This window comes from Slackia piriformis YIT 12062 (assembly GCF_000296445.1).
Classification (GTDB): domain Bacteria; phylum Actinomycetota; class Coriobacteriia; order Coriobacteriales; family Eggerthellaceae; genus Slackia; species Slackia piriformis.
Genome location: NZ_JH815199.1, coordinates 172,873 through 198,744 on the forward strand (window position 1 = coordinate 172,873; position 25,872 = coordinate 198,744).

Here is a 25,872-nt window from a genome sequence, read left to right on the forward strand (position 1 = left end):
CTACCTTATTCTGTATTAAAAAATTCTTAACACTTAAGATAGTAGGTAAGAATATATGTGGAAAAAGTTATTAACAATTAGTTAATACATTGTGCAAAACAAAGGAGAGGGCGCGGCCATGAAACAGCAGCGGCTTTTCGAAATCGTCTATGCGTTGATGGCGCACGAGGCATGCACAGTGGGCGAACTCGCGCGCGTGCTCGAAGTGTCGCCGCGCACGGTTCGTCGCGATATCGAGGCGCTTTCGGCCGCAGGCGTTCCCGTGTATACAGTGCAAGGCAAGGGCGGCGGCGTGCGGCTGCTGCCCGGGTATGTGATGGACTCGTCGTTGATGAGCGATGACGAAAAAGACGATGTGCTTGCGGCGCTTATGTTGCTTTCGAGCGTTGATGCGTCAGTCTCCTCCGGCGGCGATGCCCTCATGAAACGCCTCGCCTCGCTTTTTCGCCGCGAGCCAAGCGATTGGATTGATGTCGTTTTTCGTTCTGGGGCGCACCGCCGACGTGCCGCCGCGCTTTCGATGTTGTGCGCGAGGCTATCGTGCGCCGTCGGGTCTTGCGGTTTTCGTATCGCGATAATGCCGACCGCGTAACCGTGCGTGAGGTGGAGCCCGCGAAGCTTTTGTTCAAAGAACGGTCGTGGTATGTGCAGGCGTGGTGTCGGATGCGCAACAATTGGCGCACGTTCAAGCTGCTGCGCATGGATTGGGAGTCAATCGAGCTTTTGCCCATTGCGTTCGAACTGCGCGAAGCTCCCCCTGTCACACGCTTTATCGGACCCGATGGAGCGGCTGCACAAAGCGGCTCATCGGGCGATGCTCCTCGTCTTTCTATGCTATTCGCTCCCGAGTCGGCGGGTCGTGTTCGGGAAGAGTTCGCTCCCGATGTTATCGACGTTATGTCTGACGGTCGCCTGTCGGTGACGGTATGTTGCCAACTGAACGAGCGAATGCTCCATCACTTGTTTTCTTACGGCGTGTATTTGGAGGTGCTTGAACCGGCTTGGGTGCGCAATTGGATGAACGACCAAGCACGTGCCATGCTGGAAAGGGGCCGGTAGGTGGTGAAGTCGAACTTTTCGCATAAAACGCGCATCGCGGCAGGTGCTGCAGCGGCGTGCAATCTGGAAGACTTGCGGCCGGCTGTTCGTAGGTGCGCGAATCTGCCTCTTTGGGCTAAGCGGGTCATGCCTTGCCCTATTTCGTCTCGCAGGATGGGCGGGTCGCGCTCATGGGAGGTTGCGATAGAACTTGCGGAAGTCGATGCGTATTTGCGCGCTCGCCCCGGCGCTGAAAATGGTTTCAAGGCCGAATGGCAGTGTGGCGCTATTCGGTGGGTGTCCCCCATTCTTTTCGGCCTCGTTCCTTTCGGTGCCCATGCCTGAAAAGTGGTGCTATACTGCTAGCATCTTGAAGAGAAAGGGGCGCATATGGCTACGGCAGTCCAGCTCAACACGCGTATCGACGCTGCCCTCAAACAGAGCGGCGATGCCGTTTTTTCGCGCAACGGCTATAGCTCGAGCGAGGTGGTAAGGGCCGTTTGGCGTTATGCCGCCGAGCATCAGGCGGTTCCGCCGTTCATGGAGAAGCGCGACGTTCGGGGTGAGTGCCCGTCATCTGCTGCCTCCCGCGCCGCTGCTGGTGCTGGGCTTGCGGTTCGCGTTGCGGCCGAATCATGCGGGTATCGCCCCTCTAATCAGCCGCTTCCGGAAAAAGACCGAGAGCGCTTGCGCGACGATATGTATGACTGCATGCTCGAAGAGATGGAGGCGCGATGTCGGTAATGCGCGCATCTCGGCTGTTGCTCGATACGAATGTGTGGTTCGATTACTTCATGGGCGAAGGGCGTAGCCTTCAGGCAATTCAAGGGCTTATCGAAGCGGGGTTGGACGGTCGGACGGATTTGCTGTACGCCCCGACGTCGGCGAAAGACCTGTTCTATCTGATTCCTCGTCGCCTTCGTTCGACTGATGGATCCGGCGGCGGGAAAGCGTCCGCGTCGTATCGGCCGGCGGCATGGGCGTGCGTCGAGCGCATGATGGAACTGGCTACGGCTGCCCCCTTGTCGCATGCGGAATGCGAGCTTGCCCGAATGCTGCGTTCGACGTTCGGCGATTTCGAGGATAATCTGATTGTCGCGGCGGGGGAGACGGCGAAGGCCGATTATATCGTCACCAACGATAAGCCGCTTCTTACTGCTGCTCCCGAAGCATGCATAACTCCCGAGCGCGCCTTGGCGCTGCTTGCGCTCGCGCGGTAGCGGCGTTTTCGCTGCGTCTATGCTTGCGGCGTCACCAAAGGGCGCCATGCGCATCGGGAGCAAGGCGTTCGGTTCCGCGCTGGTGCGGAAATGGATGGTTGACCGTGCGTGCCATGCTGGAAAGGGGCCGGTAGGTGGTGAAGTCGAATTTTTCGCATAAAACGCGCATCGCGGCAGGGATAGCGGCGGTATGCGCTGTTGCGTGCATCCTTTATTCTCGAGCGGCTTCGCGCGTCGGCATGGCTGGGTTGGTTACGTATGCCGCGAGCGCCGCATCGATGGTGTTGGCGGCGGTGCTTCTCGGTGGCGTCTGTGCCGTTTTGACGGGAATGGTTTTGCGCGATGCGTGGGCCAAAGGTCCCAATCAGCGATTGGATTTTTCCTACAAAGAAGCATTCAAAGCTGAGCGTCCCGTGCTGCTGTGTGCGGTCTTGGAAGTGGCGGGCGTTGTCGGAGTATGGGCGCTTGGGATTGCGGTTTCCGGCTTCCTTCCGTATGGGGCTGCTCGTATAGTGCTTGTCGCGGGGGTCGCGGTGGCGATGATTGCTTGGGTCGTGCTTGCGTGGCGCGCGTTTCGCGCGCGCTTCGGAGTCCGTTGCAATGTCGTGCTGTTGCGCGGCCGTGTGATAAGCGGCGCGATTATCGTGGCTGTTGCAATGCTGGCCTGCGCTGCGCTTGCGCTCGGGGTCGTTCGTTTTTCATCTTTGGCGATTGACGTGACGGCAGGACCTGAGGACATCGAGGCGTCGATCGTCGAGGTGGATGCGGTGAAGCGCGGCGGCGATGCTCGAAAGGGAGGCTTCTCGGGCGAAGCAACGGAGGTCGATTTCGCGGAGGTTCGTGGCGGTGTTGGCCAATCGGCCTTGCATCGCATAGAGCTGGCATCGACCGATGGCGATGAAGTCGAGTTTTTCTCGACATGCGCTGCGGGGGACAGGATTCGCATCGTGTTTTATCCGCGTACTGAAACGCTCGTGACGGCAGAGCCTCTTTAGGCGGGCTTGCCATGCCTGCGGTTGCGGGGCCGCGTCGATTGTTGCCTGGGAACGCGCTTGCCTGGTTGTTGTTTTGCTTCGTGTCTTATTTCGAAACAGGCCATGCATTGTCCGATTTCCTTTTGTAGGATGAGCGCGTCATGTTGTCAGGAGGATTCGATGAATACTGCAGAAGCCGATGCATATTTGCGTGCCAAGCCCGGTGCCGAAAAGGATCTCAAGGCCGAATGGGAGTGGTGGCGCTACCTGGTAGGCGGCAAGATGTTCGCTGCTGAATTCACGGTGGGACCCGAGCATAAGGAGCCGTATAAAGGGCGTCGTCTTTTGACGCTGAAATGCGATCCCGCATGGGCCGAAGCCCTGCGCGCGGAGTTTCCCGACGCCGTTTATCCGGGGTTTTATATGGATAAGCGCAATTGGGTATCGATCGACCTTGATGCGGACGTGGTTGACGGTTTGCTCATGGAACTGTGCGACCATTCTTACGAACTGGTGTTTTCGAAGCTGACCAAGAAATTACAGCGAGAGATTGCGGCTGCGGCCGGACAAACGTCGTCGGATTTTTAGGCGCAATTGCGAGTCCGTTTCGTCTTGACGGCGGTCTTCGGCCGTTGGGGTGGCGATGTCAGGTTGTCCGCCAACCGCTGTGTCGTCGCGCTTCTTCTTGAAAACGGCCGCGCTTGGAATGGACGGACTGCTCCATGCCCGCCGACTACCGACCAGAAAGGGGTTTTCATGCCGTTCGATTTCAAGAAGGAATACAAAGATCTTTACATGCCGAAGGCCAATCCGGTTTTCGTCGAAGTGCCCCCGATGACGTTTCTTGCTGTGGCGGGAACGGGCGATCCGAATGAGCCCGGTGGTGCTTATGCTCAGGCCATCGAGCTACTTTACGGACTTTCGTATACGGTGAAAATGTCGAAGATGGGCGCCTGTCAGCCCGAAGGGTATTTCGATTACGTGGTGCCGCCGCTCGAGGGTCTATGGTGGGCGGGTGCAGGCGTATTCGACGGCACCTCGATCGTCGATAAGCGAGCGCTTTCGTGGGTTTCGCTCATTCGTCAGCCCGACTTCGTGACGCCCGACGTGTTCGTGTGGGCATGCGCAAAACTGGCTGAAAAGAAGCCCGCTTTGGCCGAGGCTTGTGAAGCGGTATCGGGAGGGCGCGCGGAAGGGGTTCCGCGTTTGGTTCGTTTTGCCGAGGGGCCATGCATCCAAATTATGCATCGTGGACCGTACGATGACGAGCCCGAGACCATCGCAAAACTGACGGCGTATACGCAGGACGAAAAGCTGATCTGCGACATTGCCGAAGGTGGCGAATCGCCCGAGGGGCATGCAACCACTGGCGCGTTTGACGCTGCTGCCGTGCTGGCTGCGCTCGATGCGAACGGCGCCGTGCCGAGTGTTCGGCTGCACCATGAGATCTATCTTGGCGATCCGCGCCGCACGAAGCCCGAAAACCTTAAGACGGTCATTCGCCACCCCGTTCGCCGTGCGTAGGGGTTTGCTATTTCGCGATTGCTGAGCGGGACTCGCTGGGGTTTACGTGGCTGTCTCTTTTTCTGCATAGAGGTCTATGACGAGCATGGTGAGCCATACCATGGCCGATAGCCCATCATCTTTCAGGTCGGTTATACGTCCGTTTCGAGCAGCCAGTCGATGAGGTTGACGATGCGCACGCCCATTTCCGTGATTCCCGTGCGGTAGTGGTCGAGCGTGAGAACGGTTTTCGGGAAGGAATCGGGTAGGCCTTCGAAGGGGGCGAGCTCTCGCTCGTATGTGACATCGTCTGTCATCGAGGCGGTGACCTGGATATATTCCTTTTCTCCATTCTTTCCGTAAGCAACGAAGTCGATTTCGCCCGCGCGCAGGACACCCACTTCCGGATGAAGCTTGCGGCGTTTGAGCTCGTTGAAAACGACGCATTCAATCTGTGCGCCGAAATCGCCGGGAGAGAAGCGGGTCATGACATTTCTCAGGCCGTTGTCGACAGGGTAGAGTTTCCTCTGCGGCCTGAGCACCTGCTTCCCTGCAAGGCCCGTCTGCTCACATTCGTCAAGGATGAAAGCGTCGAAAAGAGCCTTCAGGTAATTGTCGACGGTTTCCGACGAAGTCTTACGCCCTGCGCTTGCGAGCGTGTTCACGACGGCGCGGGTGGAATAAAGATTTCCCGACGTGGAAAAGGTGGAGCGAACGAGCTTTGAAAGAAGGTCGAAATCCGCGATGGAGGCATGCATGGCCACGTCGTTGAGCACGATCGTCTCGTAAATGGTTTCGAGCAGGCCGGCCAGCTGCTCTTCCGTACGCTCGGGCAGGTCGAACTGAGCGGGCATGCCGCCGTATCGTACGTATTCGGCGAACGCGGCATCGATGTTTGCGAACGTGACGTTCCGTGCGTTTGCAAATGAGAGGAATTCCGCAAACGAAAGAGGCTGCACGAGGATTTGCGCGTAGCGCCCGCCGAGCAACGTGGCAAGGTCGGACGAGAGAACGTGTGCGTTCGAGCCCGTAATGTAAGCGTCGATGTCTTCTTGGGTATGCAGGCGCCGCACCACTTTTTCCCAGCAGGACACATCCTGTATTTCGTCGAGGAATACGTAGAACATGCGGTCGGCGTTTCGCTTCGACAGTGCGTCGGCGAGTTCCCGTTCGAGCCATTCTGCCGTGGGGGAAAGGGGAATACCGAATTGGTCCATGCGGCGATAGAAGACATTGGCCTTTCCGACGTCGGCTTGCGCTTGTTCGGCAAGATTGCCCATTAAGGAAGATTTGCCGCAGCGGCGCACGCCGGTGATTACTTTGATATCGGTGCTGCTCTTGTGCTGCTGAAGCTCGTTCTCGTAAAACGGTCGATGAACATATGCGGTCATGGCTGCTCCAAAAAATGTCAGGTCAACTCGACAATCATGGTATATAAGATACAAATGTCGAGTCAACCTGACAATTTGCTTTTGAAAATACAAAATATCGAGTAAATCTGACGTTTTGTTGTAGTGTCTCGCGCTGCGTGTCCTTTCGTCAGAAATGAATTCTTGCCAAGTTTTATTGGCATCTTTATACTTGCGGGACAATAAAACTTGGCATGATTGGGGACAGCCATGGATAGGGACGAAATTCTCGCTCAAAGTCGCTTGGAAAATCGGCGTTGGGACGAGTGTGAGCGCAGGATGGCCGACGAGGCCGGCACCTGGGGAATAATCGCTGTTGCGGCGGCGGTCGTCTGCGTCTTTCTCATCCGCATGTTCTCCGAGGGTGGGAACCCGTACGACCTGCTTGCCATTCTATTCGTGTACCTTGTCGCCGCGAACGCCTATAAATGGAATAAGACCAGGTCGAGATGGACACTTCTGGTGACGATGCTATACGCCGTTATCGCTATCGGGTCGCTATGCGCCTATGCGATTGCGGGTTGATGCAGCCATGAAGGAATCGTTGGTCTTGAAGAATTCCCTGAGAGAGGCGCGCCGTCAGCGTGGTCTCTCTCAAGTGCAGCTTGCCGAGTTGACGGGGGTGTCCCGAAACACAATCAGCTCCATCGAAACGGGGCAATTCAACCCCACGGCGAAGCTTGCGCTCATTCTTTGCATTGCGCTCGACAAAAAATTCGAGGAGCTTTTCTACTTTTAAGGGCTTAGTGGCACGAAGGCGTTCGCGCAGCGCATGCGAGGGCCGCCGTTCGTGTTGCGCATCAGCGATAGGGGCGACCTATCGGCACTTAACACCTAGACGCCGCAAAATGAACGCAAGACGTCAAGGCGGGGCTGGAGGTCTTCTTCAAGTCGGTCGGCAATATAAGGGGTTGATTCAAGAACCGCCCCCATTTGTCCGTTCCCTGCTTTTCGCAAGGCAGGGACGATCTCATTGACAAGCGGTTTCGCCAGATTGCGAAGCGATGATTCCGAAATGCCAAGCTGAAGGGCCAACGCGTGAAAATTGTCGGGCGATATTGCGTCGATGTCTCGTTCTCCCCCTAGCGCGAACGCCATGTCGCGGCTGAACCTCGGAAAATATGTGGTGCTGACGAAATCGTAGGCGGGCGCTAGCGAGGTCCGGGGCTTTCCCTTCCCCCTCCCTTCGTGATAGACAATCGAAAAATTCTTGAGATGGGCATCGCAATTTCCAATCAGATACGAGAAGCAGATTTGCTGCGCGAAGGATATGACGTCGCGTGCTGGTTGAGCGCTTTCTTGTTTCAGGAGTTCCGCGATGCATGAAACGGTGCTCCCGGATAGTTCGACATACTTCGACCCGGGTGTAATGCCGAGCGCCTGAGCAAGGTCTTCCTGATGGAGTCTTGTGACCTGCATATTTCTTTCGGTATTTCTGACAATGCGGTCGAATCGCTCAACGACTAAAACTGGTTTTCCGAAATCAAGAAGGGCGACTTTGGCTGTGGGTATTCCAAGTTGTGCTGCGGTTTTCATGCAAAGATATTCAAGCTCGGGCACGTCGAGAAGGTGGCTTGTTTTCAGTATGTGAGTCGTCCCCGCGAATCCTTGAGGTCTGAACCAGCCTTCGTCCATGGCGGCTGACGGCAGGTGCGCCAGTCCGATTTTGTTTTGGGTTCCTGCGAGGGAGAGACGAGAAGCGATGCTCTCGTTTGCCATCTCGCAATCGTTTTTAAAGAGGGCCTTGAATTCACTCTTCGACAGAGCTTCGTACGACTCGGGAACGCCGACAAAGGGTTGCCTTTCTTCGTGCACAACGATATCGCCGATGCACTCACGCCCGCAGGGTTCCAGTATGGATAGATAGTCGCTTTCTGACGTCTGCAATTCAGCAGCAAGGGTTTGCCGTGCGGCTCCTTCTGCGATAAGCCCCTCGAAGTATGGTTTGAATTGCGCCTCTTTGAATGGCTCTCGTCTCAATGGGAGGGAGAGGGATAAGGGTTGGGCGTCGGGGCTTTCCAGATACGATGCGTCGTATTCGAATATGCTTTCATTAGGCGATATTCTGCCTATAAGGCATGGCTTGCAGGAGAGAAGACGGAAAATCTCAAGGGTTCGCATCGCTATCTCTTTTCTACATAAAGGTCTATGCCGAGCATGGTGAGTATGCGGATGGCTTTCTCTATTTCGGCGGTGGGCTTTCCGTTTTCAAGATTGGAGAGATAGGTGATGCCGACGTTCGCGAGCCCGGCGAATTCGGCCTGAGTGAAGCCCTGACGCCGGCGTTCTTCGCGGATGATTCGCCCGATTTCCTGCGTGTTTTCGACGTGAATCATGAGTCTCCTTATGCGTTCGCATAAATGATGGTTTTGCAAATTGTATTTTATGCGAACGCATAAATCAAGCCGGCTTCTGTATCTTTTTATGCGTTCGCATAAATTTACTGTAATGCGCGGGCGCGACCGAAAGGGAGGCCGCTTCGGCCGCATCTCGAATTCCAGCATTCGTAAGCCAGGGAGTACGGCAGCAGAGGTGTCCGCGCATTAACCAACGGTCAATTTCTCGCACACGTATCGCGACATTTATTCAATTGCGAGCCGTTTGCTCATCTGGTCAAATAAAGGTGCGGCGCGCCGACCGAAATGTTTCCGATCGAAGGGGCAACCATGAAAATCAACGACGTCATTCGCACGAAACGCCTCGAACTCGGCATGACGCAGGGGCAGGTGGCATTGCGCCTGGGCGTTTCGACGCTCGCAGTGAACAAGTGGGAACGCGGGGCGAGCTATCCCGACATCACGCTGATCCCTGTCCTTGCGCGCCTGTTGAAGACCGACGCGAACACGCTGCTCTCGTTTCAAGACGACATCACTGCCGAGCAAAACCTTGCGATCCAGCGCGAGACCGACCGCCTTGTGCGCGAAGAAGGCTACGATGCCGGCTTCCGCTACGCCGTCGATGCCATGCGCGAATATCCCGCATGTGACCAGCTCGCCTGCATTCTGACGATGTATCTTGACGGGGCGCTGTCCCTTTACGGGGCATCCGAAGGCGGCGGCGAGGGCGGCGCGGGTGAGGCGTCGGGCGGCGTTGTGTCTGCGGAATCGGCTGACGATCAGGATGAATATCGTTCGACAATCGATGCGAACTACCGCCGTCTTGCGTCAAGCGCCGAACCTGCCGCGCGCGAAATGGCGACGGGCGTGCTGATAGCGCAAGCGATGCAGGACGAAAACTACGCGCAGGCGCAAGAGCTTGCCGACCGCGTCTCCGTCTCGCGCGCAACGCTTTCTCGTCTCGAAAACGGCGACCCGTCCGTGAGCTTCGAGACGTTTTTGCGCGTATGCCAAGGCGTCGGCATGCTCGACAAAATTCCCGAGGCGGTCGACCCTTATGAAACGGACCTCGGCCGAATCAGGGCCGACCAAGCCCTTCCGCAGCGCGTAAGGAAGCCGAAATGATCTCTGATCGGCTGTGGCGCAGATGCATCTATCTGCTTCTGCGCCACAGCGCGTTCGTTGCGTCGTCGGTAGGACGTCTTAGCGTCCCCACACCTCTTCGGCGATTTCTTTGACGAGCGCGATCTTCGCCCACTGCTCGTCTTCGGTGAGTTTGTTGCCTATTTCGCAGCTTGCGAAACCGCACTGCGGCGACAGGCTCAGACGCTCCAACGGCACGATTTCTGCCGCTTCGTGGATGCGGTCGATGACGGTCTGCTTGTCCTCAAGCTCGGCTCGCTTCGTGGTGATGAGCCCCAGCACGACCTCTTTACCTTCGGCGATATGCTTCAGCGGCTCGAATCCGCCGGAGCGTTCGTCGTCGAATTCAAGATAGAACGCATCCACGTTTTCATGGGCGAACAGCACGGGCGCCACGAAATCGTACGGACCGCTGCTGGCGTACGTGGAGTGGTAATTGCCGCGGCAGACGTGCGTGGTGACAATCAGGTCGTCGGGCCTATCCTCGAGCGCCAGATTGTTCACGCGCAGGTATTTCTCAGCTTCGGCTTCCGGGGTGGAACCCGTGGCGCGGATGGCGGCTTGGAAGCCTTCGTCGACCAGCGCGCCCCAGGTATAGTCGTCGAACTGCAAGTGACGGCACCCTGCAGCGTACAACTCGGCAATCACGGTGCGATACGCGGCGCCGATGTCAGCGAGCAGCTCGTCTTCGTCGGGGTAGAAGCTTTTCGTGCGCTCGGTTGCTGCTTCGTCGCGATAAAGCTCAAGTACAAGTTGGGCAGGGGCGGGGATGGTCTGTTTGGCCACGTGGCCTTCGCTTTCGAACTGCTGAACAAACTTGAAATGTTCGACGAAGGGATGGCTTTCTCCCGTAATCTTTCCGGTCAGGACGGCCGAACCCTTGGTCGTTTCCTCGCCCACGAAGAAGTAGCCGTGGTCGAGCTCGACGTGCTCGACGCCATGGAGTCCCCACATAAAGTCGAGGTGCCAGTAGGAGCGGCGGAATTCGCCGTCGGTGAGGAACGGCAGGCCTGCAGCCTTTTCTTTTTCAATCAGCTCCGCGATGCATTCGTTCTCGACGGTTTCGAGCGCAGCATCGTTGATAGTGCCGACAGCGTGCTGGGCGCGAGCGTCCTTAAGGCGTGCGGGTCGAAGAAAGCTGCCGACGACATCATAGTGGCAGGTGGCGGGCTTGGTCATGGTGAATCCTCTCATCGGATGTGCGGTGGAATGTTCGATGCTGAGGAGTATGACGTTTGTGCGCGCAATTGGGAAATACAAGAAAATAGGCATATACCATAGGAAAAACCTATGGCAAAGGACGATGGGCGGTAGGGAGGGATTGCGGCGATGAGGCCGCGTGTGTCGAAAGGGATGCCGCAGCGGATTGCAGCGACGAGGCCTTGGACGCCGAAAGGGGTCGCAACGGATTCACGAGCGTCGAGGGCTTTGGGGACGCGGCGCGCTGGCCGCCTCGAACCCCCGAACACGCCCGATGCGCCTGCGTTACTCGTCTCCGGCGTCGCCCGGGACGTGTCTGCGGATTGCCTCGAGATACGCTTTGCCGTAGCGAGAAAGCGTTGTCCCCTTGCGGGTAATCACGCCGATTTCCATGTGTTCGTCCGCTTCGAGGGGGAGCGCAATGATGTTTTCGCCGTTGAGTTCGTGGCTGATCACGCCCGAGCACACCGTGTAGCCGTTGAGGCCTATGAGCAGGTTGAACAGCGTCGCACGGTCGCGCACGCGGATGTTCTTGCGGCGATCGAGGGTGGATGCCGGCTCTTCCGAGAAGTAGAACGAATTGAAGTCACCCTGCTCATAGGAAAGATAAGGGTAGTCGTCCAGGTCGTCGAAGGTGACCGAGGCGCGTCCCGCCAACGGATGCGACGAGCAGACGAACACGTGCGGCGCGGCGGTGAACAGCGGCTTGAATTCCAGCTCTTCGGCACGCAGCATCTTGCCGATGACTTCGCGGTTGCGGTCGCTCAGGTAGATTACGCCCAGTTCGCTTTTCATGCGCGCCACGTCTTCGATGATTTCGTGCGTCTGCTCTTCGCGAATCGTGAAATCGTAATGCGACGCGTCGAAGGCGCGAATGACGTCGACGAATGCGTTCACCGCGAACGAGTAATGCTGGCACGATACGGCGAAACGAGGCGAGGGCTTGGCGTTGTTTTTATAGCGCTCTTCGAGCAACTCCGCCTGCTCGAGCACCTGGCAAGCGTACCCAAGAAACGTCTGGCCTTCGTCGGTGGCGATAACACCTTGCTTGTGCGCTCGAACACGGTGACGCCCATTTCGCGCTCAAGATCTCGGATTGACGCGGTAATGCTCGGCTGCGAGACGAACAGCCGTCGCGCGGCTTCGGTGATGCTGCCGCATTCCGCGACGGTGACAAGATATTTGAGCTGCTGGAGTTTCACGACATCCTCTTTCCTCCGGTGTGTCGTTGGCATTATCGCGCAATCGCTTTCCTTCGCAACAAAACGTCAACATTGCATGGAGCCTTTCCGAGCTTCGGTTGACAGCGTGAAGGCTGGTACTACAATCCTCTTTAGCACTCATGCGTCTTGAGTGCTAAAGAGTGTAGCGAAGAAGGGCGCGTGGCTGGGCTGCCGCCCCGCATCACCGTTCCGCAGCGGGTCACGCCGCAACGCCGTCGCATGCGGCTTCGTTCGCTTCGTCATCTAAGGTAATAACGTTGCGGGCTCGCCCGCGCGATGCATGAAAGAAGGCTTCATTCTATGAAGAAATTCAAGACAGAGAGCAAAAAGCTGCTCGACCTCATGATCAACTCGATTTACACCAACAAGGAAATCTTCCTGCGCGAGCTTATCTCCAACGCGTCTGACGCCGTGGACAAGCTTTACTTCAAGAGCTTGACCGATTCCGATGTTAAGGTGGGCAAGGACGAGCTGGCTATTCATGTGTCTTTCGATCGCGACGCCCGCACCGTAACGGTGTCGGACTCCGGTATTGGCATGACCAAGGACGAGCTTGAAAAGAACCTGGGCACCATTGCGCATTCCGGCAGCCTTGAGTTCAAGACCGACAATGCCGAGGCCCAGGGCGACGACGTGGACATCATCGGCCAGTTCGGTGTGGGCTTCTATTCCGCCTTCATGGTGGGCAAAGAGGTGCGCGTGACCTCGCGCGCCTTCGGTTCCGACGAGGCGTGGTGCTGGGTGAGCGACGGCGTCGAAGGATACACGATCGAAGCTGCCGAGCGCTCCGGCCACGGCACCGATGTGGCAATTGTCCTCAAAGACAACGCCGACGAAGAGAACTACGATACGTATCTTTCCGAATGGGGCCTGAAGAACCTCATCAAGAAGTACAGCAACTACGTGCGCTATCCCATTCAGATGGAGTGCGACAAGACGCGCGAGCTGCCCAAGCCCGAAGATGCTGGCGATGACTATAAACCCGAGTTCGAGCACTACACCGAAACCGAGACCATCAACTCCATGATTCCCATCTGGAAGCGCAGCAAGTCTGACGTGACCGAGGAGGAGTACAACGAGTTCTACAAGTCCGATTTCCACGATTTCGCTGATCCGGTGCGCACCATCAAGGTGCATGCGGAGGGCGCTCTGACCTACGATGCGCTCATGTTCATCCCCAGCCGCGCGCCGTATGATTTGTACAGCAAGGACTTCAAGAAGGGCTTGGCGCTCTACAGCTCCAACGTCATGATCATGGAGAAGTGCGAGGAGCTTCTGCCCGATTACTTCAACTTCGTGCGCGGCGTGGTGGACAGCCAGGACCTGCAGCTCAACATCTCTCGCGAAACGCTGCAGCATAACAGCCAGCTGCGCGCGATTGCCAAGAAGCTCGAGAAGAAGATCAAGGGCGAACTGGCCACTATGCGCGACAACGACCGCGAAGCCTACGAGGCGTTCTTCGAGCAGTTCGGCCGCGGTCTGAAGTATGGCATCTACACCAGCTACGGTATGAACAAGGGCGAATTGGCGGATCTGCTGCTGTTCTATTCCGCAAAGGAGCAGAAGATGATCACGCTCGACGAGTACATGGCCGCTATGCCCGAGGGTCAGGATTCCATCTTCTATGCGGCGGGCGAATCGGTGGAACGCCTGGCCAAGATGCCCGTGGTGAAGGCTGTCATGAACAAGGGTTATGACGTGCTTCTGTGCACGCAGGACGTGGACGAATTCTGCTTCCAGGCCATGATGGGCTATGGCAAGCCTGCCGCCGAGGGCGAAGAGTTCACCGAAAAGCCGTTGAAGAACGTGGCGTCAGGCGATCTTGGCCTGGAGACCGAGGACGAGAAGAAGGCCGCCGAAGAAGCCGCTAAGGAAAACGAGGGCCTGTTTGGCGCCATGAAGGACGCCCTGGATGGCCACGTGTCGAAAGTGGGCGTGTCCACGCGTCTTGCTTCCGCGGAGGATGCCCCGGCGTGCATCACGGCCGAAGGCCCCGTGTCGCTTGAGATGGAAAAGATTCTGTCCCAGATGCCTGACGGCGGCGAAGAGATCAAGAGCCAGCGTGTGCTTGAAGTGAATGCGCAGCATCCGATTTTCGCAACGCTGAAGGCAGCACAGGAAGCGGGCGATGCTGACAAGGTGGCAAGCTATGCAAGCTTGCTGTACAACCAGGCGCTTCTTGTGGAGGGTATGCCGCTTGAAGATCCTGTGGCATTTGCTAACGAAATCGCCAAGTTGATGAAATAAGGGAATTGCGGCGGCTTGCTGGCCGTCGCAACGGAATTATCCGGCTGCGAGGCGCCCTCGTCTTCCGGATGCCGCGAAGGTTTCTCGTAGTGTACTCCATAATCGAAACCTGGAGCGAGCGGATGGACGGCGAGGGCGCCTCTCGCCTGCATTGAGGTAGCCTGGGAGTTTGTTCCGCTGCGGTACTGTTGTCGCTCGGAGCTTTGCCGCGATCCTTTGCGCTTCAGCCGTGCATTCGTTTCGTGTCCATTTGCGCTGGTCGGGCCGATTTGAACTGCCGCATGGAAACGCTGTTCCGTGTGGCCCGAATAGCGCCAATCAAGAAATGCTATACAATCAGCCTTTGTTGAATCCGCAATGGCGCAACGGAGTCCCCATGGAATTTCCTACAAAGTATCTTTATGCATCCCTGGGCCTCGGGACCGGTATGGTTCTTTATGGAGTAGGAGTTTGGAATGGCAATTCCGCATTCGCCAGTGGAGAGCTTTTCGGCCCTGTAAGCCCAGAAATCGCTTCTGTCTATCCTTTGGCCGCAGCCGCTGGCATGCTGTTCGGTATTCTGGTGAGGGCTGTCATTTCGGTCGTGAGTAGAACCAGTGGGAAATGGGCTCCCAGCCTCATCGTGGGTGGTGCTGCTATTGCTGCAACGATTGCTATTGGAGGGCTATGGAGGACAGGCGGGCTGCCCTTCTTTGTGATGGCCTTTTTTGTTGGCTGGACCTTCTCGTGTTCCTCTATTTATTGGATGACGTACATTTCTCTAAAGTCCCTTTCGCCGGGCATTGTTTTTCCCGTTGCTTTATTTATTGCGGCGGGAGGAAACGCCATATGCTGCTTCGCGCTGCAGGCTCCCAAACCCCTGATTATCGGCGGTCTGGTTTTGCTGAGTGCGCTCCTCGCCCTTCTTGATCGTTCGAGCTCCGAAACGTCGTCCGTAAAGAGGCACATCGAGAGCGGTCTCGTAGATGTTGCTCGTCAGCATCTAATTACATTCAAAAAATTTGCGGATGTCCTTATTTGCGTAATGGCTTTGCAAATCATTGCGCCATCAATCAATTACCTCGGCCTGATGGATATGCTTCAGCCTCAGATGCAATTATTCATCGTTTGTCTCGCTCAGCTGTCTGCGGGACTCCTATCGCTTCTGGTGCTCAATCTTTTTAAGGGCCCTCATTCGACGAAATTCTTTCAATATGTGACTCCTGTTTTGGTGTCCGCCCTCCTCTTCGTTCCGTTTGCAGGGCATGAGTACACCCTCGTCATGTTGTTCATAGGGTCGAGCCTCTATTTTGCTGCGTCCAATGCGCTCTACTGCTCGGACGCTGTTCGCTTTTCGCGTGACGAAAACGTGCCTTTCGAATCTTTCTATGCAATCGGGTATCTCATTCTTGCCGCGATGAATATTTTTATGGAGAACCTCATGCCGAAGGTTTTGAATACGCAGAGCTCTACCGAGCTTTTGACGGTGTTCGGTGCATTTTTCTGCGTGTACGTTCTGAGCATGACCTTCTTGATTGCACGCGGGCGCAGGAGCGAAGCGCAGCATCACGAGGCTGAGGTGGATTCCAAATACGTTTCTGAGAGTGAAGAGCAACACCAGGAGGAGCAGCCTGCTTCTCGGCTTCGTTATGCTAGCGGAGCAGTCGATATCGTGAAGCAGAGACATGGCCTTAGCGAAAGAGAGGCCGAGATTCTCGACCTCATTTTGCGAGGGAAAAACGTACCGGCCATCGCCGAGACGCTGTTTATTTCCCAAAATACCGTTAGGTCGCATGTCAAGCGAATCTACCGAGCTACTGGGATACATACGCGCCAAGATCTCATCAGTTACTGCGAAGATAGCATTGGGGCTGAATGAACTGGGCGGACGCTCTGAATCACCCACTTTTCCGCGGATTCACCCACTTTGAGACACGAATTTCTCTGATGTTTTTCTATGGTGACATCGCTTGCTAAAAGCGTATCCAATAGAAAGCAAGGAGGAATGAACATGGGGGATATATCAAGACGTTCGTTTCTGACGGGAACTGCGGTTACAGCGGGTGCGTTGGCCTCTTTAGGCATCGTTGGCTGCGCGCCGAAAACCGCCCCGGAAGCTAGCAGTGCCTCCGAGGCGGCCTCTGAAGAGAATGTGCGCGCACATGCCGCCAAACTCAATCCGCAGGTTGAAACAGACACAGCAGCAACCGGCGCGTGCCCCTCTCTTTTCACCGAATGGACCATGGGGTCGCTTACGCTTCCCAATCGCGTGGTGAAATCTGCCGCAGGCTTTATCGGTGTGACTTCTCAGGGAATCACTGGCGATTTGCACATGCAGCATTACGGTTTGCTCGCGAAAGGCGGGGCGTCCATCGTCTACTGCGACGACTTCGCTGAGCTCTATCCGCACTTCCGCGCCATCCCCGATGTGGGCAAATTCGTGGATTGGAAAGAAGAAGAGCTCACCGCCTTCGTCGACAACATCCACGACAACGGCAGCCTTGCGGGCTACCAGCTTGCAACTATGGGTCTGGAGTTTAGCGGCTTCCAGCCCGATCCGACGGCGATCTTCCAGTCGTCTGACTGCATGGATATGACTGCGCAGGAGATTAGCGACCTGATCGCCGATACCATTACGGCTGCCGAAACGCTGCAGCGATGCGGATTTGACTGCGTGGAAATCAACGCTGCCGGTGAGAATATCGGCCAGACCTTTATGTCTCGTAACAGGAACAAACGTGACGACGAATACGGCCCGCAGACCTTCGAGAGCCGCACTCGGTTCGTGTGCGAAGTCGTGCGCGGCATCAAGGAGCGCTGTGGCAAGGATTTCCCCATCCAGGTGCTCATTAATGGCGTGGAAGAGAACGATAAGAACATCGGCGATAACGCCTTGTTCACTACGGTCGAAGAGAACAAGGCAATGTGTAAGCTCATCGAGGAAGCGGGTGCGGATTCCTTGCATGTTCGTATCGGGCCCTGCGGCCAGCACGTTGCAGAATTCGCCGGCGATTTGTACTTCACGGGCTACGGAATTGAAGGCACTTCGGGCTATGGTACGCAGTTCGACTTCCAGCGTCACTGGCAGGGCATGCTTAAAGCCGACCAGTCTGGCCTGGGCATCATGACCAAGGTTGCTGCGGAGATCAAAAAGGCCGTGAGCATTCCCGTGGGTGCCGTTACTTACATGGATCCAGCTCGTGACCCCGAGTTCTTCGAGTCGCTCATAGCTAACGGCGAGCTCGACTTTATCCTGATGAACCGACCTCTGAGCGTCGACTACGACTACCTCAAGAAGCTTGAGGAAGGGCGATTGGACGAGATTAGACCCTGCACGCGCTGCATGCACTGTCACTGGGATTCTGACGCCAGCGGTAACCAGATTTTCAGCTGCCGTACAAACGCAGCTCATCCGTTCCGCTTCGCATCCGGCCAGCTGACTGGCGGTTATGAGCCAGAGCCGGCTAGTACGGTAAAAAACGTCATGGTTGTTGGTGCGGGTCCTGCAGGCATGGAGGCTGCGCGCGTCGCCGCGCAGCGCGGTCACAAAGTGACTATCTACGAGAAAGATGGTTCCCTGGGCGGCCTGCTCGAATTTGCTAACAACGTGAAGGGCCCTCATGAAAACCTTGCGGTCCTGAGGAACTACTTCGTCAAGCAGATGGAAGTTAACGGTGTCGAAGTGGTCACGAACCAGGAGGTCGATGCTGCATTCATCAACGAGAAGAACCCTGATGCGGTGGTCATTGCTACAGGAGGAAAGCGTGCATCGTTGGGTCTTTCCTCGAGCAATGGCACGAACGTGGTCTCGGTCGAAGACTTCCTGACCGCAGATATCGCTGATGACGTTGTGATTGCGGGTTCGAACGTTCAAGCGATTGATACGGCAATGTATTTGCTCGCGCAGGGAAAGCACGTTCAGGTTGTGACCCCCAGCGAAGCTGGAGCCATTGGTATCGGCCACTCTTACTGGGTGCGTACCTACACGCAGCCAACGATGAAAGCGCTTGGCGTGCGTTTCTGGCCGAAGGCTTCTGTGAATAGCGTCGGCGACGGTTCAATTACCATCACGACGGAAACCGGCCTCGAGCAGGAGCTCGCGTGCGGCACGTTGGTAGATGCCACCGATTGCCTGCCGAATGTCGAATTGGCCGAAGGCCTTTCCGTGGATGTATATACCGTCGGAGATTGCGCTCGTCCTTTCAATATCGATGAGGCTATCTTCTCTGGCAACGCTGCAGCACGCCAGATCTGATCCCTCCAGGCGAAGGGCGCGGCATTGCTGCGCCCTTCGTTTGACGATGCAATTGGGCAAGAATCGGTGCCGTGATGGTCGTCGCGGATACGCATGCTGTTGGCGTGTTCGCTCGCGGTAAATCTAATGAGACTTTTCTGAAATGTTGCATGGCGGCCATTGTGCATCGGGGCAGCACGTTCGCTGCAGATGCGCGTCAATTGGGCGAGTCGTAATCCGTCAAACAGGGGAGGTCCGCAGCGCGGAGGGGATGCGCGGCGGACCTGGGAGGGGTTTTGGAGTTTGGGCCAGCTGGGGAGTTAGTCTTTGATGTATTCCGCCATATGGCGAGCGGCCAAACGGCCGGAGGACATGGACAGACCAGAGCACGAACCGCCGCAATCGTAGTACGGGGTGCTGAACAGGCTGCCGTTTTCGACGCCGCCGACATACAGACCGTCGATGAGATTGAAGTCCACATCCAACACGCGGCAGAACTCATCGGTGCGGGCTTCGCCGAACGTGTTGAACGCGCTCGGATTGTACTCGAATGCGTAGTACTCAGAGGATTCATCCTCGACAGGCTGCAGGAACTCGTCGCGCTTGAAGAGCAGCGTGTCCTGACCCGCGGCAACCATTCCATCGTATTCCGTCACCGTGGCAGCCAGATCGGGCAGCGCAGCCGCTTCAGCGAGCGCCTCGATGGAATCGGCCTTGTAGCACCAGCCTTCTTCGATGGCCTTGGCAAGATTTGTATCGGAATCGGCGATGGGCGCATTGAGCATCGTTGCCGCAGAGGTTCAAACGGCCGGTTTGCCGATGCTCTCGTAGTAGCTGGTCTCCTTCATGGAGTCCACAACCTTGCCGCTGAACACGGCGTAGTAGCGCTGCTGATGCGGCGTTGCCTCAGCGCCGCCGCTCAGGGGCTCCTGAGCCAGCATGTATTCGTTCATGAAGCGCTTGCCGTCGGGGTTGACCAGCAGACCGCCATAGAAGGCGAGCTGCATGAAGGGATTCGCATCGAGAACGCGGAGATGGTGCTCTTCGCGTTCATGCCGTAGATATCGTTCATGCCCAGGCCATGGATGCGGTCCTAGACACCGCCGGCCTCCAGCACCATGCGCTGGCCGTCGCCGGTGTTCTTCTCGGACCCCATGTTACACAGCGTCACATTGCCGTAGACCTGCTTGAGCATCTCCTCGTTGGCCATGTAGCCGCCTGTGCACACCAGCACCGCCTTGGCGTTGACGTTGATGACGTCTTTGCCCTGCTCGCACTGGATGCCGACCGCCTTGTCATCCTGCATGAGAATGTGCGTGGCCGGCGCATCGTAGAGGAGTTCGACACCCATCCCGGTCAGCGCCTGCTCGACGGGAATGCCCTTATCGGTCGTGACGAATCCGTGCACGCAGGTGAAACCGGCGTTGTAGCGATCGCCCAGGATGGCGGTCTCCGCACCCATCTCCTGCAGGATGGTGATGTTTTCGGGCAGCAGCATGACGCAATCGCGCAGCAGCTTGGCATTGACCGTCCAGTGGGCGAACGAAATCATGCGTTGGTACATATCGACAAGGCTGTAGTCCTGCCCGATGGACTTGGTGCCCTCGGTTTCGACGGCGTATGTGCCGGTGATCGCATTGAAGTTCGAGTTGGTCGCATTGCCGCTCTTGGTGACCACCAGGACCTTGTCCACGCCGAGCTTGGCCGCCTCGTAGGCCGCCAAGCATCCCGCAGCGCCGGATCCCACTATGACGATGTCCGCATCGCGCGTAGAGGTGGGTTCCTTAAGGGCAGCCGCTTCCGTCTGACCGGAATCCGCCGACTGGCCTTCGTCCGCCTTCTGCGGAGTGCCGCAGGATGCCAGCATGCCCGCGCCCGCAACACCGACGATGTCCGCTGCCGCACCCGCCAGGAAATTGCGGCGGGAAAGCCCCTTCTCCATCATTCCCACTTCTACTCCCTTCGTCTCTTTCGATCGGAATCTCCATGGACGAAAGCATAGGAAGTAAAAAAAGGGGGTGTTCCTATAGTTCTGTCAAGGGTGACTCGTCTTTTCGGCGATGGTTTTTGGCAATGCTGACGCCGACCCGAGCGGGCCTTGGGTTTTCGCCTTGCTCCGCTTAGGCGGAATCGCTTAGGCGGAATAGGTCGTCTTGTCTCTCATGACCGCGTAGATCACCTTGAGTCTCTTCCTGGCGAGCGCCTTGATCGCCTTGCCGTGAGGCATGCCCCTGCCCCTGCATTCGGCGTAGTAGTCTCCCCATCGGCCATGGCTTCGCGCAAGGCAGTTGCACGAGAATATGAGCAGGTTCTTCAGCCTCTTGTTGCCCCGCCGCGAAGCGGACACCGACGATATCGACGTGCCGGATCGCCGGTTGCGCGGCGCGAGCCCGCAGTACGACGCGAGCTTGTCGTGGCTGGGAAAGTCGGCGATGTCGATGGATATGACCAGCTCGGATGCCGTCCTCGGCCCTATTCCCGGCACGGTGAGCAGGCATCTGTACGTCTCGTCGGATGCGGGCAGCGCGGATATCTCGGCGGTCAGCGCCCCGATCTCGACGGAGTTCTCGGTGATGTGGCTGATGTGGCTATACTGTTTTGGACGGTTTCATGAGGGACGGAGGGCCCTTTGCGGAAGGAGGCTCCGATGCGCGACCCGAAGCACCCGAGGAAGTTCACCGAGGAGTTCAAGCGCCAGATCGTGGCGCTCTACGACGGCGGGAAGCCCGCCGCCGAGATCATGCGCGAGTACGATCTCGGCAGGTCGACGTTCCGGCGCTGGGTGAAGCTCGTCCACGAGACCGGCTCCACCCGCGCGGCGGACAACCGCACGCCCGAGGAGTCGAGGCTGCTCGAGCTCGAGCGCGAGAACGCGCGGCTGCGGATGGAGGTCGATGTTTTAAAACAAGCGGCGCTGATATTCGCACGAAAGTGACGGTGATAGCGGCCAACGCCCGCCGCTACCCGGTATCGGCGCAGTGCAGGATCCTGGGCGTCCCGCGCTCGACCTACTACCACATGCTCGCGCACCCGCCGCGCCCGAAGGCCCCCGACCCGATCGAGCCGGACGTGGTCGGCGCCTTCGAGGCGTCCCGCGGCGGATACGGGGCGAGGAGGCTGAAGATCGTCCTCGCGAGGTCGGGAGTCGTCGCCTCGAGGCGCAGGATATGCCGCATCATGAGGGAGAACGGCCTGGCGAGCGCGTACTCGGGACGCGCCCCGCGGGGAGGCCGCGGGCCCGCGCAGCCGCCTTCCGCGGGGAATGTGCTGGCGAGGAGGTTCGACGGCCACCCCCCGCGCACCCACCTGGCGGCCGACCTCACCTACGTCCGCGCCGGCGGCTCGTGGTGCTACGTCTGCCTCCTGGTCGACCTGTGCAACCGCGAGATAGTCGGCAGCTCGTGCGGGCGGCGCAAGGACGCGCGCCTGGTCAAGGCGGCGTTCTCGAACGTGGACTTCCCGCTAGACGAAGTCGAGATGTTCCACAGCGACGGAGGGTCGGAGTTCTGCAACGCGGAGATCGACGCGCTGCTCTCGGCCTTCGGCATCGAGAGGTCGGTCTCGCGCCCCGGCAACCCCCACGACAACGCAGTGGTCGAGTCGACGAACAGGGTGCTCAAGCGAGAGCTGGTGCGGGGGCGCCCCTTCGCCTCGGAGGAGCATCTGAGGACCGAGCTGTTCGACTGGGTAAACTGGTACAACAACTGCAGGCTGCACTCGACGCTGGGCTACATGACCCCGGTCGGGTTCAGGGAGGCGGGCCTGAGTCTCTGACCGGATCGCCCAAAAAGATGTTGCCACATCAGCCACATCAATCACAGTTCCTGCTCGAGCGCATGGATCTGCTGGCTGATGGCAGGCTGCGCAACGTGGCATTCTTCGGCCGCTTTCGTGAAGCTCAAGTTGCGCGCGACCGATTCGAAGTATTGAAGCTGGTTTACCCTCATGGTCCTGCCGCCTCTCCGCTCTCCAGGCCAGGCTTGTTGGATTTTAGAATTTGATTCTTGCCTCGATTTCTGAGAGCGCATCTTATCAGACCGCGCCGGCGTCTTAGCGCCGCCGAACGGGAGAGACTCGATTGCGTCGAGATGGCAATGCGATTCACTCTGGTTATGGAAGGTGATCTTGCGCTCGTCAGATACAAGGAAAGGGAGCCCGGGGCTCCCTTTCCTGCGTTTGCGTCACGTTGGTTGACGCGTGTCGTTCGTTGCCTTTGCAGCCTCGCGTGCAGCTCTATTCGATGACCTCGAACTCGAGCGATGCCTCCAGCGGAGACACCACGCCGTCGGCGGTCTTGGCGCGCACGGACAGGTTGTAGCTGCCCGGCTCGGCGAACGACGTGGTGAACTGCCAGTTCACCCACTTGTCGGCCGTTGCGCCGTCGGTGGCGCAGCTGGTCCAGGTGGCTCCGTCGTCGAACGAGAATTCGATCGCGGTGATCGGCGAGCCGCAGTCGTCGGCCACGCCCTCGAAGGTGATGTCGTAGCCAGCCTTGAATACGCATCCCTCGGAGGTGTTGAGGATGTCGATCTTGTTGCGGAACTGCGGGTCGACCTGCTGCACGGCAGGCTCTTCCGCCTGGCGCGTCAGCTCGATGTTCACGATATCGCGCGTGAAGTAGCGGGCGACCGTCTCGGGAAGCCACATCTGCACGGCGGAGCCGTCGGTGGACTTCAGGCCTTCGCCGTTCACTTCGTATACCAGCATGGCCTTTTTATCGAGGGCGTACTGCAGGGGCAGCGCCTGGCCGAAGCCGTCGGCACCGTAGGCGGTCACGGTGTTCACGCCTTCTTCGAGGTCGGCCATGCCCACGATAGACTCCAGCGGAACGCCCACGACGGCGGCCTGGCCGAACGGCTTGCCCGTGGCGCAGGAGCATCCCATAAGGGCGGTTTCCTCGGAGTCCTTCATCTCGGACACGTTTACGGTGAAGTTCTTCTTGATGTTGCCGCCCACGTTGATGTAGTAGTTGGCGATGCCTTCGCCGTTGTCGAGCATTTCGACGGACGGCTTCGAACACATCGAGGTGAGCGCGGTTCCGAACACGTTGAACAGCTCGTCGTTGGGGGTCACGCCTTCCTGGTTGAAGGCGAACTCGCCCTGTACGTCGGCGACGTGCGTGAAGTCCTTGTCGATCGTCAGACGGTGCGAATCGATGGTGTTGCCGTCGATGTCGTGCGAAAGGCCTTCGGCCTGCGGGCCGTTCTCGGCGAATGCCACGGTGGCGCCCGAGGCGATCAGAGCGACGCCCGCCGCTCCAGCCAGGACCTTCTTAGGAGTGGAAAACTTCATGGCAGGCCCTCCTATTTCTCTTCTTCTTCGGCGGTGGCGTCTGCGGTCGGAGCGGGAACCAGGCTTGCCGTTTCAAGCACGGTAGTCTGCTCGGGCGTGGGCATGACGTCTTTCGCATTGATCATGACCGTCTGGGTTTCGTAGCTGGTCAGACCATCGGCGGTGGTTGCGCGGACAGTCAGGCAGTAGGCGCCTTCCTTCTCGGGCGTCCAGGTGAAATTCCACCAGACCATCTTGTTCACGTCGGTTTCGTCAAGGTCGAACTTGGTCCAGGTTTCGCCCTGGTCCATGGAAAACTCGACGCTGGCGATCTGCTGGTCGTAGCCGTCGACGTAGCCGTTGAAGGTGTAGGGCTGGCCGTTCTGGACGATCAAGCCGTCGGGCACGCCGAGGATGGTGGCATTGGGCTTGTTCATCATGTCGCCGGCCTCGTTCTGCCAGGCATTGGGGTTGCCGGCCCACTTGTCGGTGTAGTCGATGTCCTCGTTGGTAACGTTGTAGCTTGCGACCTGCTTGGAGTTGATTTGGGCGTCGACGCCCTCGACCCAGTTGGTGCAGGGGTAGCCGCGCGTTGCGTCAAGGTATTCGCCGCCGATCTTGTAGACGAGCAGCGCTTCGTTGTCGTCGAGCTTGTCCTTCGGGAAGGCGCGCTTGGAGCTGCCGTCGGCGCGCATGACGCGCACGCCCGTGGTGTCGTCGAGGTATCCGCCGGCCTTTTCAACCAGCCAGCTCACGGGGATGCCGGTGATTTCGGTGTTGGTCACGCCGCCTCCGCCGACCGGGTTCCAGTTGCAGACCATCTTGGAGGTCTTGTTCACGACCACGCCCGCCTCTTCGGCTTCGGCGATCAGGTCGGGAAGCTTGGCGGTGTAGGGATTAGGGACGTTGCCCTCGATGGTGATTTCCCAGTTGTCGAACAGGCTCTGCGGCATTTCGAGGTTCAGGCCGTTTACGCCTGCGCCGTGGCGCATGTTGTCATAGTAGGCATGCATCCAGTCGTAGGAGAACACCTCGTCTTGGCTCTGCGTCATCTCCTGGTCGATGGAGAAGTCGCCCTGGACATTTTCGACCTTGTTGATGCCCCAGAGGCGCTCGTACTTGGTGAGGTCCCAAAGTTGCAGGCCTTCGCCGTTCTCGGTGCCGTTGTGACAGGACATGCAGCTGCCTTCGTAGTCGCCCTCGAACTTGCCCTTGCCCGGGCCGGAGTAGTGGATGCCGTGCATCAGGGTGCCGAACTCGTACTGCTTGGCAATGTAGCCGGGAGCGTAGGAGTGGCAGAACAGGCACTGCTGGACGGTGGTTTCGTTGCCAAGAGCCTCGTTCCATGCCACGGGATGCTCGTAGGGCAGGTTCTTCAGCAAGGCGTCCAGGTCGGCGTGGCACGACTCGCAGCCGCGGCTGTCAGAGCCCAGCCAGTAGGTGTTGTAGGAGTTGGAGCCCGCCTGGATCTGCCAGGCATCGGGATTCACTTCGTACTCGGTGGGAGTGCGCTGCACCATCTGGCCGTTGGGAAGCGTGCGGATTTCGGGAGCATGCTCCTCGCCGATGGTTTCCCAGCGGTCGTAGAGCCCGTCGAGGTATTCCTTGCCGGGATACGCCTCTTCGTTGATGTCGGCATTGGTGATGCCTTCTTCGCCGTCGATGACCTTCTGCTGCTCGGGTGTGACGGCGGTTTCTTCGGTGTTTTCGTTTGCAGTCGGCGCGCTTGCCGGCGTTTGGTCGGGCTGCTCTTGCGGAGTGCATCCCGCTACGCAGCAGAGCGCGCAGGTAAGGCATGCTGCGATTATCGCAATTTTGCTTTTGATAGACATATGTCTCCCTTGTTGTATCACGTGATGACGGTGTTTCCGTCTGTGCCTTCGTCTTATCGAATCCTCCTTTCCTCCCCTTTAGACGAAGGCGCGCGCAGGGCAAGGGGCAAAAAGGAGGGCGTGTCCCATGGCTCCTGCGCGCGCATGCAAGGTTATGGTAGGAAGCTGCATGCAAAACTGGTATCGCCGCGAAATACGATTTTCACGAAATGCCAGTTCAGAGGCATCGCCCAAAAGGGTGATTGCCGCTTTTGTTTTCCTTT

At 57.9% G+C, this 25,872-nt stretch carries 27 protein-coding genes and 1 pseudogene; 14 read left to right on the forward strand and 14 right to left on the reverse strand.

Annotated elements, in window-relative coordinates; all coding sequences use genetic code 11:
• The first annotated feature begins 118 nt into the window (after positions 1–118).
• From HMPREF9451_RS09890 to HMPREF9451_RS08660, 7 genes are all read left to right on the forward strand, one after another.
• Entirely contained in the window at positions 119–592 is a 474-nt protein-coding gene (locus HMPREF9451_RS09890) for a helix-turn-helix transcriptional regulator (RefSeq protein ID WP_009139911.1), read from the forward strand.
• The gene (locus HMPREF9451_RS09895; protein ID WP_009139912.1) at positions 541–1,059 is read left to right on the forward strand and encodes a helix-turn-helix transcriptional regulator; all 519 of its coding nucleotides are present in this window, start codon (positions 541–543) and stop codon (positions 1,057–1,059) included. Before HMPREF9451_RS09890 ends, HMPREF9451_RS09895 begins: the two co-directional genes overlap by 52 nt.
• Before the next feature lie 369 nt (positions 1,060–1,428).
• On the forward strand, positions 1,429–1,782 hold the full coding sequence (locus tag HMPREF9451_RS08640) for a type II toxin-antitoxin system RelB/DinJ family antitoxin (RefSeq protein WP_009139913.1): 354 nt from the start codon (positions 1,429–1,431) through the stop codon (positions 1,780–1,782).
• Positions 1,773–2,258: a PIN domain-containing protein gene (locus HMPREF9451_RS08645; protein WP_009139914.1), complete on the forward strand. Its 486-nt coding sequence runs from the start codon at positions 1,773–1,775 to the stop codon at positions 2,256–2,258. Before HMPREF9451_RS08640 ends, HMPREF9451_RS08645 begins: the two co-directional genes overlap by 10 nt.
• 134 nt (positions 2,259–2,392) lie before the next feature.
• A complete protein-coding gene (locus HMPREF9451_RS08650) occupies positions 2,393–3,253 on the forward strand; it encodes a hypothetical protein (RefSeq protein ID WP_009139915.1) in 861 nt (286 codons plus the stop codon).
• Between the two features lie 159 nt (positions 3,254–3,412).
• Positions 3,413–3,820, forward strand: coding sequence for an MmcQ/YjbR family DNA-binding protein (locus tag HMPREF9451_RS08655; protein WP_009139916.1), 408 nt, complete (start codon positions 3,413–3,415; stop codon positions 3,818–3,820).
• Positions 3,821–3,988: 168 nt separating this feature from the next.
• On the forward strand, positions 3,989–4,756 hold the full coding sequence (locus HMPREF9451_RS08660; RefSeq protein WP_009139917.1) for a GyrI-like domain-containing protein: 768 nt from the start codon (positions 3,989–3,991) through the stop codon (positions 4,754–4,756).
• 131 nt (positions 4,757–4,887) lie between these two features.
• Here the strand turns inward: HMPREF9451_RS08660 and HMPREF9451_RS08665 are convergent, their stop codons facing one another.
• Positions 4,888–6,126 carry an ATP-binding protein gene (locus HMPREF9451_RS08665; RefSeq protein WP_009139918.1) on the reverse strand — a complete coding sequence of 413 codons (1,239 nt, stop codon included), beginning with the start codon at positions 6,124–6,126 and terminating at the stop codon, positions 4,888–4,890.
• A 228-nt stretch (positions 6,127–6,354) separates the two neighbouring features.
• Between HMPREF9451_RS08665 and HMPREF9451_RS08670 the strand changes: the two genes are divergently transcribed.
• Together HMPREF9451_RS08670 and HMPREF9451_RS08675 are read left to right on the forward strand one after the other, a co-directional pair.
• Positions 6,355–6,669 carry a DUF6442 family protein gene (locus HMPREF9451_RS08670; RefSeq protein ID WP_009139919.1) on the forward strand — a complete coding sequence of 105 codons (315 nt, stop codon included), beginning with the start codon at positions 6,355–6,357 and terminating at the stop codon, positions 6,667–6,669.
• A 25-nt stretch (positions 6,670–6,694) separates the two neighbouring features.
• Positions 6,695–6,883, forward strand: a complete 189-nt coding sequence (locus tag HMPREF9451_RS08675; protein ID WP_009139920.1) for a helix-turn-helix transcriptional regulator — start codon at positions 6,695–6,697, stop codon at positions 6,881–6,883.
• A gap of 95 nt (positions 6,884–6,978) precedes the next feature.
• On the opposite strand, the gene HMPREF9451_RS08680 is transcribed toward HMPREF9451_RS08675, so the two are convergent.
• From HMPREF9451_RS08680 to HMPREF9451_RS08685, 3 genes and pseudogenes are all read right to left on the reverse strand, one after another.
• Entirely contained in the window at positions 6,979–7,863 is an 885-nt protein-coding gene (locus tag HMPREF9451_RS08680; RefSeq protein WP_232204114.1) for a HipA domain-containing protein, read from the reverse strand.
• 105 nt (positions 7,864–7,968) lie between these two features.
• Positions 7,969–8,265, reverse strand: a pseudogene (locus HMPREF9451_RS10280) (HipA N-terminal domain-containing protein); the annotation flags it as partial.
• A 2-nt stretch (positions 8,266–8,267) separates the two neighbouring features.
• Positions 8,268–8,480: a helix-turn-helix domain-containing protein gene (locus HMPREF9451_RS08685; protein ID WP_009139922.1), complete on the reverse strand. Its 213-nt coding sequence runs from the start codon at positions 8,478–8,480 to the stop codon at positions 8,268–8,270.
• 330 nt (positions 8,481–8,810) lie between these two features.
• Between HMPREF9451_RS08685 and HMPREF9451_RS08690 the strand changes: the two genes are divergently transcribed.
• Positions 8,811–9,605: a helix-turn-helix domain-containing protein gene (locus HMPREF9451_RS08690; protein ID WP_009139923.1), complete on the forward strand. Its 795-nt coding sequence runs from the start codon at positions 8,811–8,813 to the stop codon at positions 9,603–9,605.
• Between the two features lie 78 nt (positions 9,606–9,683).
• Here the strand turns inward: HMPREF9451_RS08690 and HMPREF9451_RS08695 are convergent, their stop codons facing one another.
• The 3 genes from HMPREF9451_RS08695 to HMPREF9451_RS10165 all read right to left on the reverse strand — a co-directional run bounded on the left by HMPREF9451_RS08695 (position 9,684) and on the right by HMPREF9451_RS10165 (position 12,058).
• The gene (locus HMPREF9451_RS08695) at positions 9,684–10,802 is read right to left on the reverse strand and encodes a 5-methyltetrahydropteroyltriglutamate--homocysteine S-methyltransferase (RefSeq protein ID WP_009139924.1); all 1,119 of its coding nucleotides are present in this window, start codon (positions 10,800–10,802) and stop codon (positions 9,684–9,686) included.
• A 306-nt stretch (positions 10,803–11,108) separates the two neighbouring features.
• The gene (locus HMPREF9451_RS08700; protein ID WP_232204115.1) at positions 11,109–11,816 is read right to left on the reverse strand and encodes a substrate-binding domain-containing protein; all 708 of its coding nucleotides are present in this window, start codon (positions 11,814–11,816) and stop codon (positions 11,109–11,111) included.
• Complete coding sequence (locus tag HMPREF9451_RS10165) at positions 11,717–12,058, reverse strand: helix-turn-helix domain-containing protein (RefSeq protein ID WP_232204116.1); 342 nt, start codon at positions 12,056–12,058, stop codon at positions 11,717–11,719. The genes HMPREF9451_RS08700 and HMPREF9451_RS10165 overlap by 100 nt, the downstream gene beginning before the upstream one ends.
• Positions 12,059–12,346: 288 nt before the next feature.
• Between HMPREF9451_RS10165 and htpG the strand changes: the two genes are divergently transcribed.
• From htpG to HMPREF9451_RS08715, 3 genes are all read left to right on the forward strand, one after another.
• Positions 12,347–14,293 (forward strand): molecular chaperone HtpG, encoded by a 1,947-nt coding sequence (htpG, locus tag HMPREF9451_RS08705; protein WP_009139926.1) that lies wholly within the window; start codon positions 12,347–12,349, stop codon positions 14,291–14,293.
• Positions 14,294–14,462: 169 nt separating this feature from the next.
• Entirely contained in the window at positions 14,463–16,151 is a 1,689-nt protein-coding gene (locus HMPREF9451_RS08710) for a helix-turn-helix domain-containing protein (protein WP_148508776.1), read from the forward strand.
• 132 nt (positions 16,152–16,283) lie between these two features.
• Positions 16,284–18,527 carry an oxidoreductase gene (locus HMPREF9451_RS08715; RefSeq protein ID WP_009139928.1) on the forward strand — a complete coding sequence of 748 codons (2,244 nt, stop codon included), beginning with the start codon at positions 16,284–16,286 and terminating at the stop codon, positions 18,525–18,527.
• A gap of 299 nt (positions 18,528–18,826) precedes the next feature.
• Here HMPREF9451_RS08715 and HMPREF9451_RS08720 read toward each other — a convergent pair whose 3' ends face one another.
• The 4 genes from HMPREF9451_RS08720 to HMPREF9451_RS08735 form a co-directional block, all read right to left on the reverse strand.
• Positions 18,827–19,291, reverse strand: a complete 465-nt coding sequence (locus HMPREF9451_RS08720; protein WP_009139929.1) for a hypothetical protein — start codon at positions 19,289–19,291, stop codon at positions 18,827–18,829.
• 15 nt (positions 19,292–19,306) lie between these two features.
• Positions 19,307–19,513 (reverse strand): hypothetical protein, encoded by a 207-nt coding sequence (locus HMPREF9451_RS08725; protein ID WP_009139930.1) that lies wholly within the window; start codon positions 19,511–19,513, stop codon positions 19,307–19,309.
• Positions 19,514–19,599: 86 nt separating this feature from the next.
• Complete coding sequence (locus tag HMPREF9451_RS08730; RefSeq protein ID WP_040626843.1) at positions 19,600–20,451, reverse strand: FAD-dependent oxidoreductase; 852 nt, start codon at positions 20,449–20,451, stop codon at positions 19,600–19,602.
• Between the two features lie 189 nt (positions 20,452–20,640).
• Complete coding sequence (locus tag HMPREF9451_RS08735) at positions 20,641–21,090, reverse strand: transposase (protein WP_316245094.1); 450 nt, start codon at positions 21,088–21,090, stop codon at positions 20,641–20,643.
• Positions 21,091–21,153: 63 nt separating this feature from the next.
• On the opposite strand from HMPREF9451_RS08735, the gene HMPREF9451_RS08745 reads away from it, so the two are divergent.
• A protein-coding gene (locus tag HMPREF9451_RS08745) for an IS3 family transposase (RefSeq protein WP_392391631.1) occupies positions 21,154–22,280 on the forward strand; the annotation gives its coding sequence in 2 pieces (ribosomal slippage) (positions 21,154–21,412 and positions 21,412–22,280; 1,128 coding nt in all).
• A gap of 41 nt (positions 22,281–22,321) precedes the next feature.
• Here the strand turns inward: HMPREF9451_RS08745 and HMPREF9451_RS09750 are convergent.
• From HMPREF9451_RS09750 to HMPREF9451_RS08755, 3 genes are all read right to left on the reverse strand, one after another.
• Positions 22,322–22,453 carry a LysR family transcriptional regulator gene (locus HMPREF9451_RS09750; protein WP_009139933.1) on the reverse strand — a complete coding sequence of 44 codons (132 nt, stop codon included), beginning with the start codon at positions 22,451–22,453 and terminating at the stop codon, positions 22,322–22,324.
• Between the two features lie 286 nt (positions 22,454–22,739).
• Positions 22,740–23,798, reverse strand: a complete 1,059-nt coding sequence (locus HMPREF9451_RS08750) for a molybdopterin-dependent oxidoreductase (protein ID WP_009139934.1) — start codon at positions 23,796–23,798, stop codon at positions 22,740–22,742.
• Between the two features lie 11 nt (positions 23,799–23,809).
• Complete coding sequence (locus HMPREF9451_RS08755) at positions 23,810–25,609, reverse strand: molybdopterin-dependent oxidoreductase (RefSeq protein WP_009139935.1); 1,800 nt, start codon at positions 25,607–25,609, stop codon at positions 23,810–23,812.
• Between the last annotated feature and the right edge of the window lie 263 nt (positions 25,610–25,872).

What these genes read in the sequence shown, in the direction of transcription:
- HMPREF9451_RS09890 (WP_009139911.1), top strand. Translation starts at nt 119, where the DNA reads ATGAAACAGCAGCGGCTTTTCGAAATCGTCTATGCGTTGATGGCGCAC.
- HMPREF9451_RS08640 (WP_009139913.1), top strand. Translation starts at nt 1,429, where the DNA reads ATGGCTACGGCAGTCCAGCTCAACACGCGTATCGACGCTGCCCTCAAA.
- HMPREF9451_RS08645 (WP_009139914.1), top strand. Translation starts at nt 1,773, where the DNA reads ATGTCGGTAATGCGCGCATCTCGGCTGTTGCTCGATACGAATGTGTGG.
- HMPREF9451_RS08655 (WP_009139916.1), top strand. Translation starts at nt 3,413, where the DNA reads ATGAATACTGCAGAAGCCGATGCATATTTGCGTGCCAAGCCCGGTGCC.
- HMPREF9451_RS08660 (WP_009139917.1), top strand. Translation starts at nt 3,989, where the DNA reads ATGCCGTTCGATTTCAAGAAGGAATACAAAGATCTTTACATGCCGAAG.
- HMPREF9451_RS08665 (WP_009139918.1), bottom strand. Translation starts at nt 6,126, where the DNA reads ATGACCGCATATGTTCATCGACCGTTTTACGAGAACGAGCTTCAGCAG.
- HMPREF9451_RS08670 (WP_009139919.1), top strand. Translation starts at nt 6,355, where the DNA reads ATGGATAGGGACGAAATTCTCGCTCAAAGTCGCTTGGAAAATCGGCGT.
- HMPREF9451_RS08680 (WP_232204114.1), bottom strand. Translation starts at nt 7,863, where the DNA reads ATGGCAAACGAGAGCATCGCTTCTCGTCTCTCCCTCGCAGGAACCCAA.
- HMPREF9451_RS08685 (WP_009139922.1), bottom strand. Translation starts at nt 8,480, where the DNA reads ATGATTCACGTCGAAAACACGCAGGAAATCGGGCGAATCATCCGCGAA.
- HMPREF9451_RS08690 (WP_009139923.1), top strand. Translation starts at nt 8,811, where the DNA reads ATGAAAATCAACGACGTCATTCGCACGAAACGCCTCGAACTCGGCATG.
- HMPREF9451_RS08695 (WP_009139924.1), bottom strand. Translation starts at nt 10,802, where the DNA reads ATGACCAAGCCCGCCACCTGCCACTATGATGTCGTCGGCAGCTTTCTT.
- HMPREF9451_RS10165 (WP_232204116.1), bottom strand. Translation starts at nt 12,058, where the DNA reads ATGCCAACGACACACCGGAGGAAAGAGGATGTCGTGAAACTCCAGCAG.
- htpG (WP_009139926.1), top strand. Translation starts at nt 12,347, where the DNA reads ATGAAGAAATTCAAGACAGAGAGCAAAAAGCTGCTCGACCTCATGATC.
- HMPREF9451_RS08715 (WP_009139928.1), top strand. Translation starts at nt 16,284, where the DNA reads ATGGGGGATATATCAAGACGTTCGTTTCTGACGGGAACTGCGGTTACA.
- HMPREF9451_RS08720 (WP_009139929.1), bottom strand. Translation starts at nt 19,291, where the DNA reads ATGCTCAATGCGCCCATCGCCGATTCCGATACAAATCTTGCCAAGGCC.
- HMPREF9451_RS08725 (WP_009139930.1), bottom strand. Translation starts at nt 19,513, where the DNA reads ATGCAGCTCGCCTTCTATGGCGGTCTGCTGGTCAACCCCGACGGCAAG.
- HMPREF9451_RS08730 (WP_040626843.1), bottom strand. Translation starts at nt 20,451, where the DNA reads ATGATGGAGAAGGGGCTTTCCCGCCGCAATTTCCTGGCGGGTGCGGCA.
- HMPREF9451_RS09750 (WP_009139933.1), bottom strand. Translation starts at nt 22,453, where the DNA reads ATGAGGGTAAACCAGCTTCAATACTTCGAATCGGTCGCGCGCAACTTG.
- HMPREF9451_RS08750 (WP_009139934.1), bottom strand. Translation starts at nt 23,798, where the DNA reads ATGAAGTTTTCCACTCCTAAGAAGGTCCTGGCTGGAGCGGCGGGCGTC.
- HMPREF9451_RS08755 (WP_009139935.1), bottom strand. Translation starts at nt 25,609, where the DNA reads ATGTCTATCAAAAGCAAAATTGCGATAATCGCAGCATGCCTTACCTGC.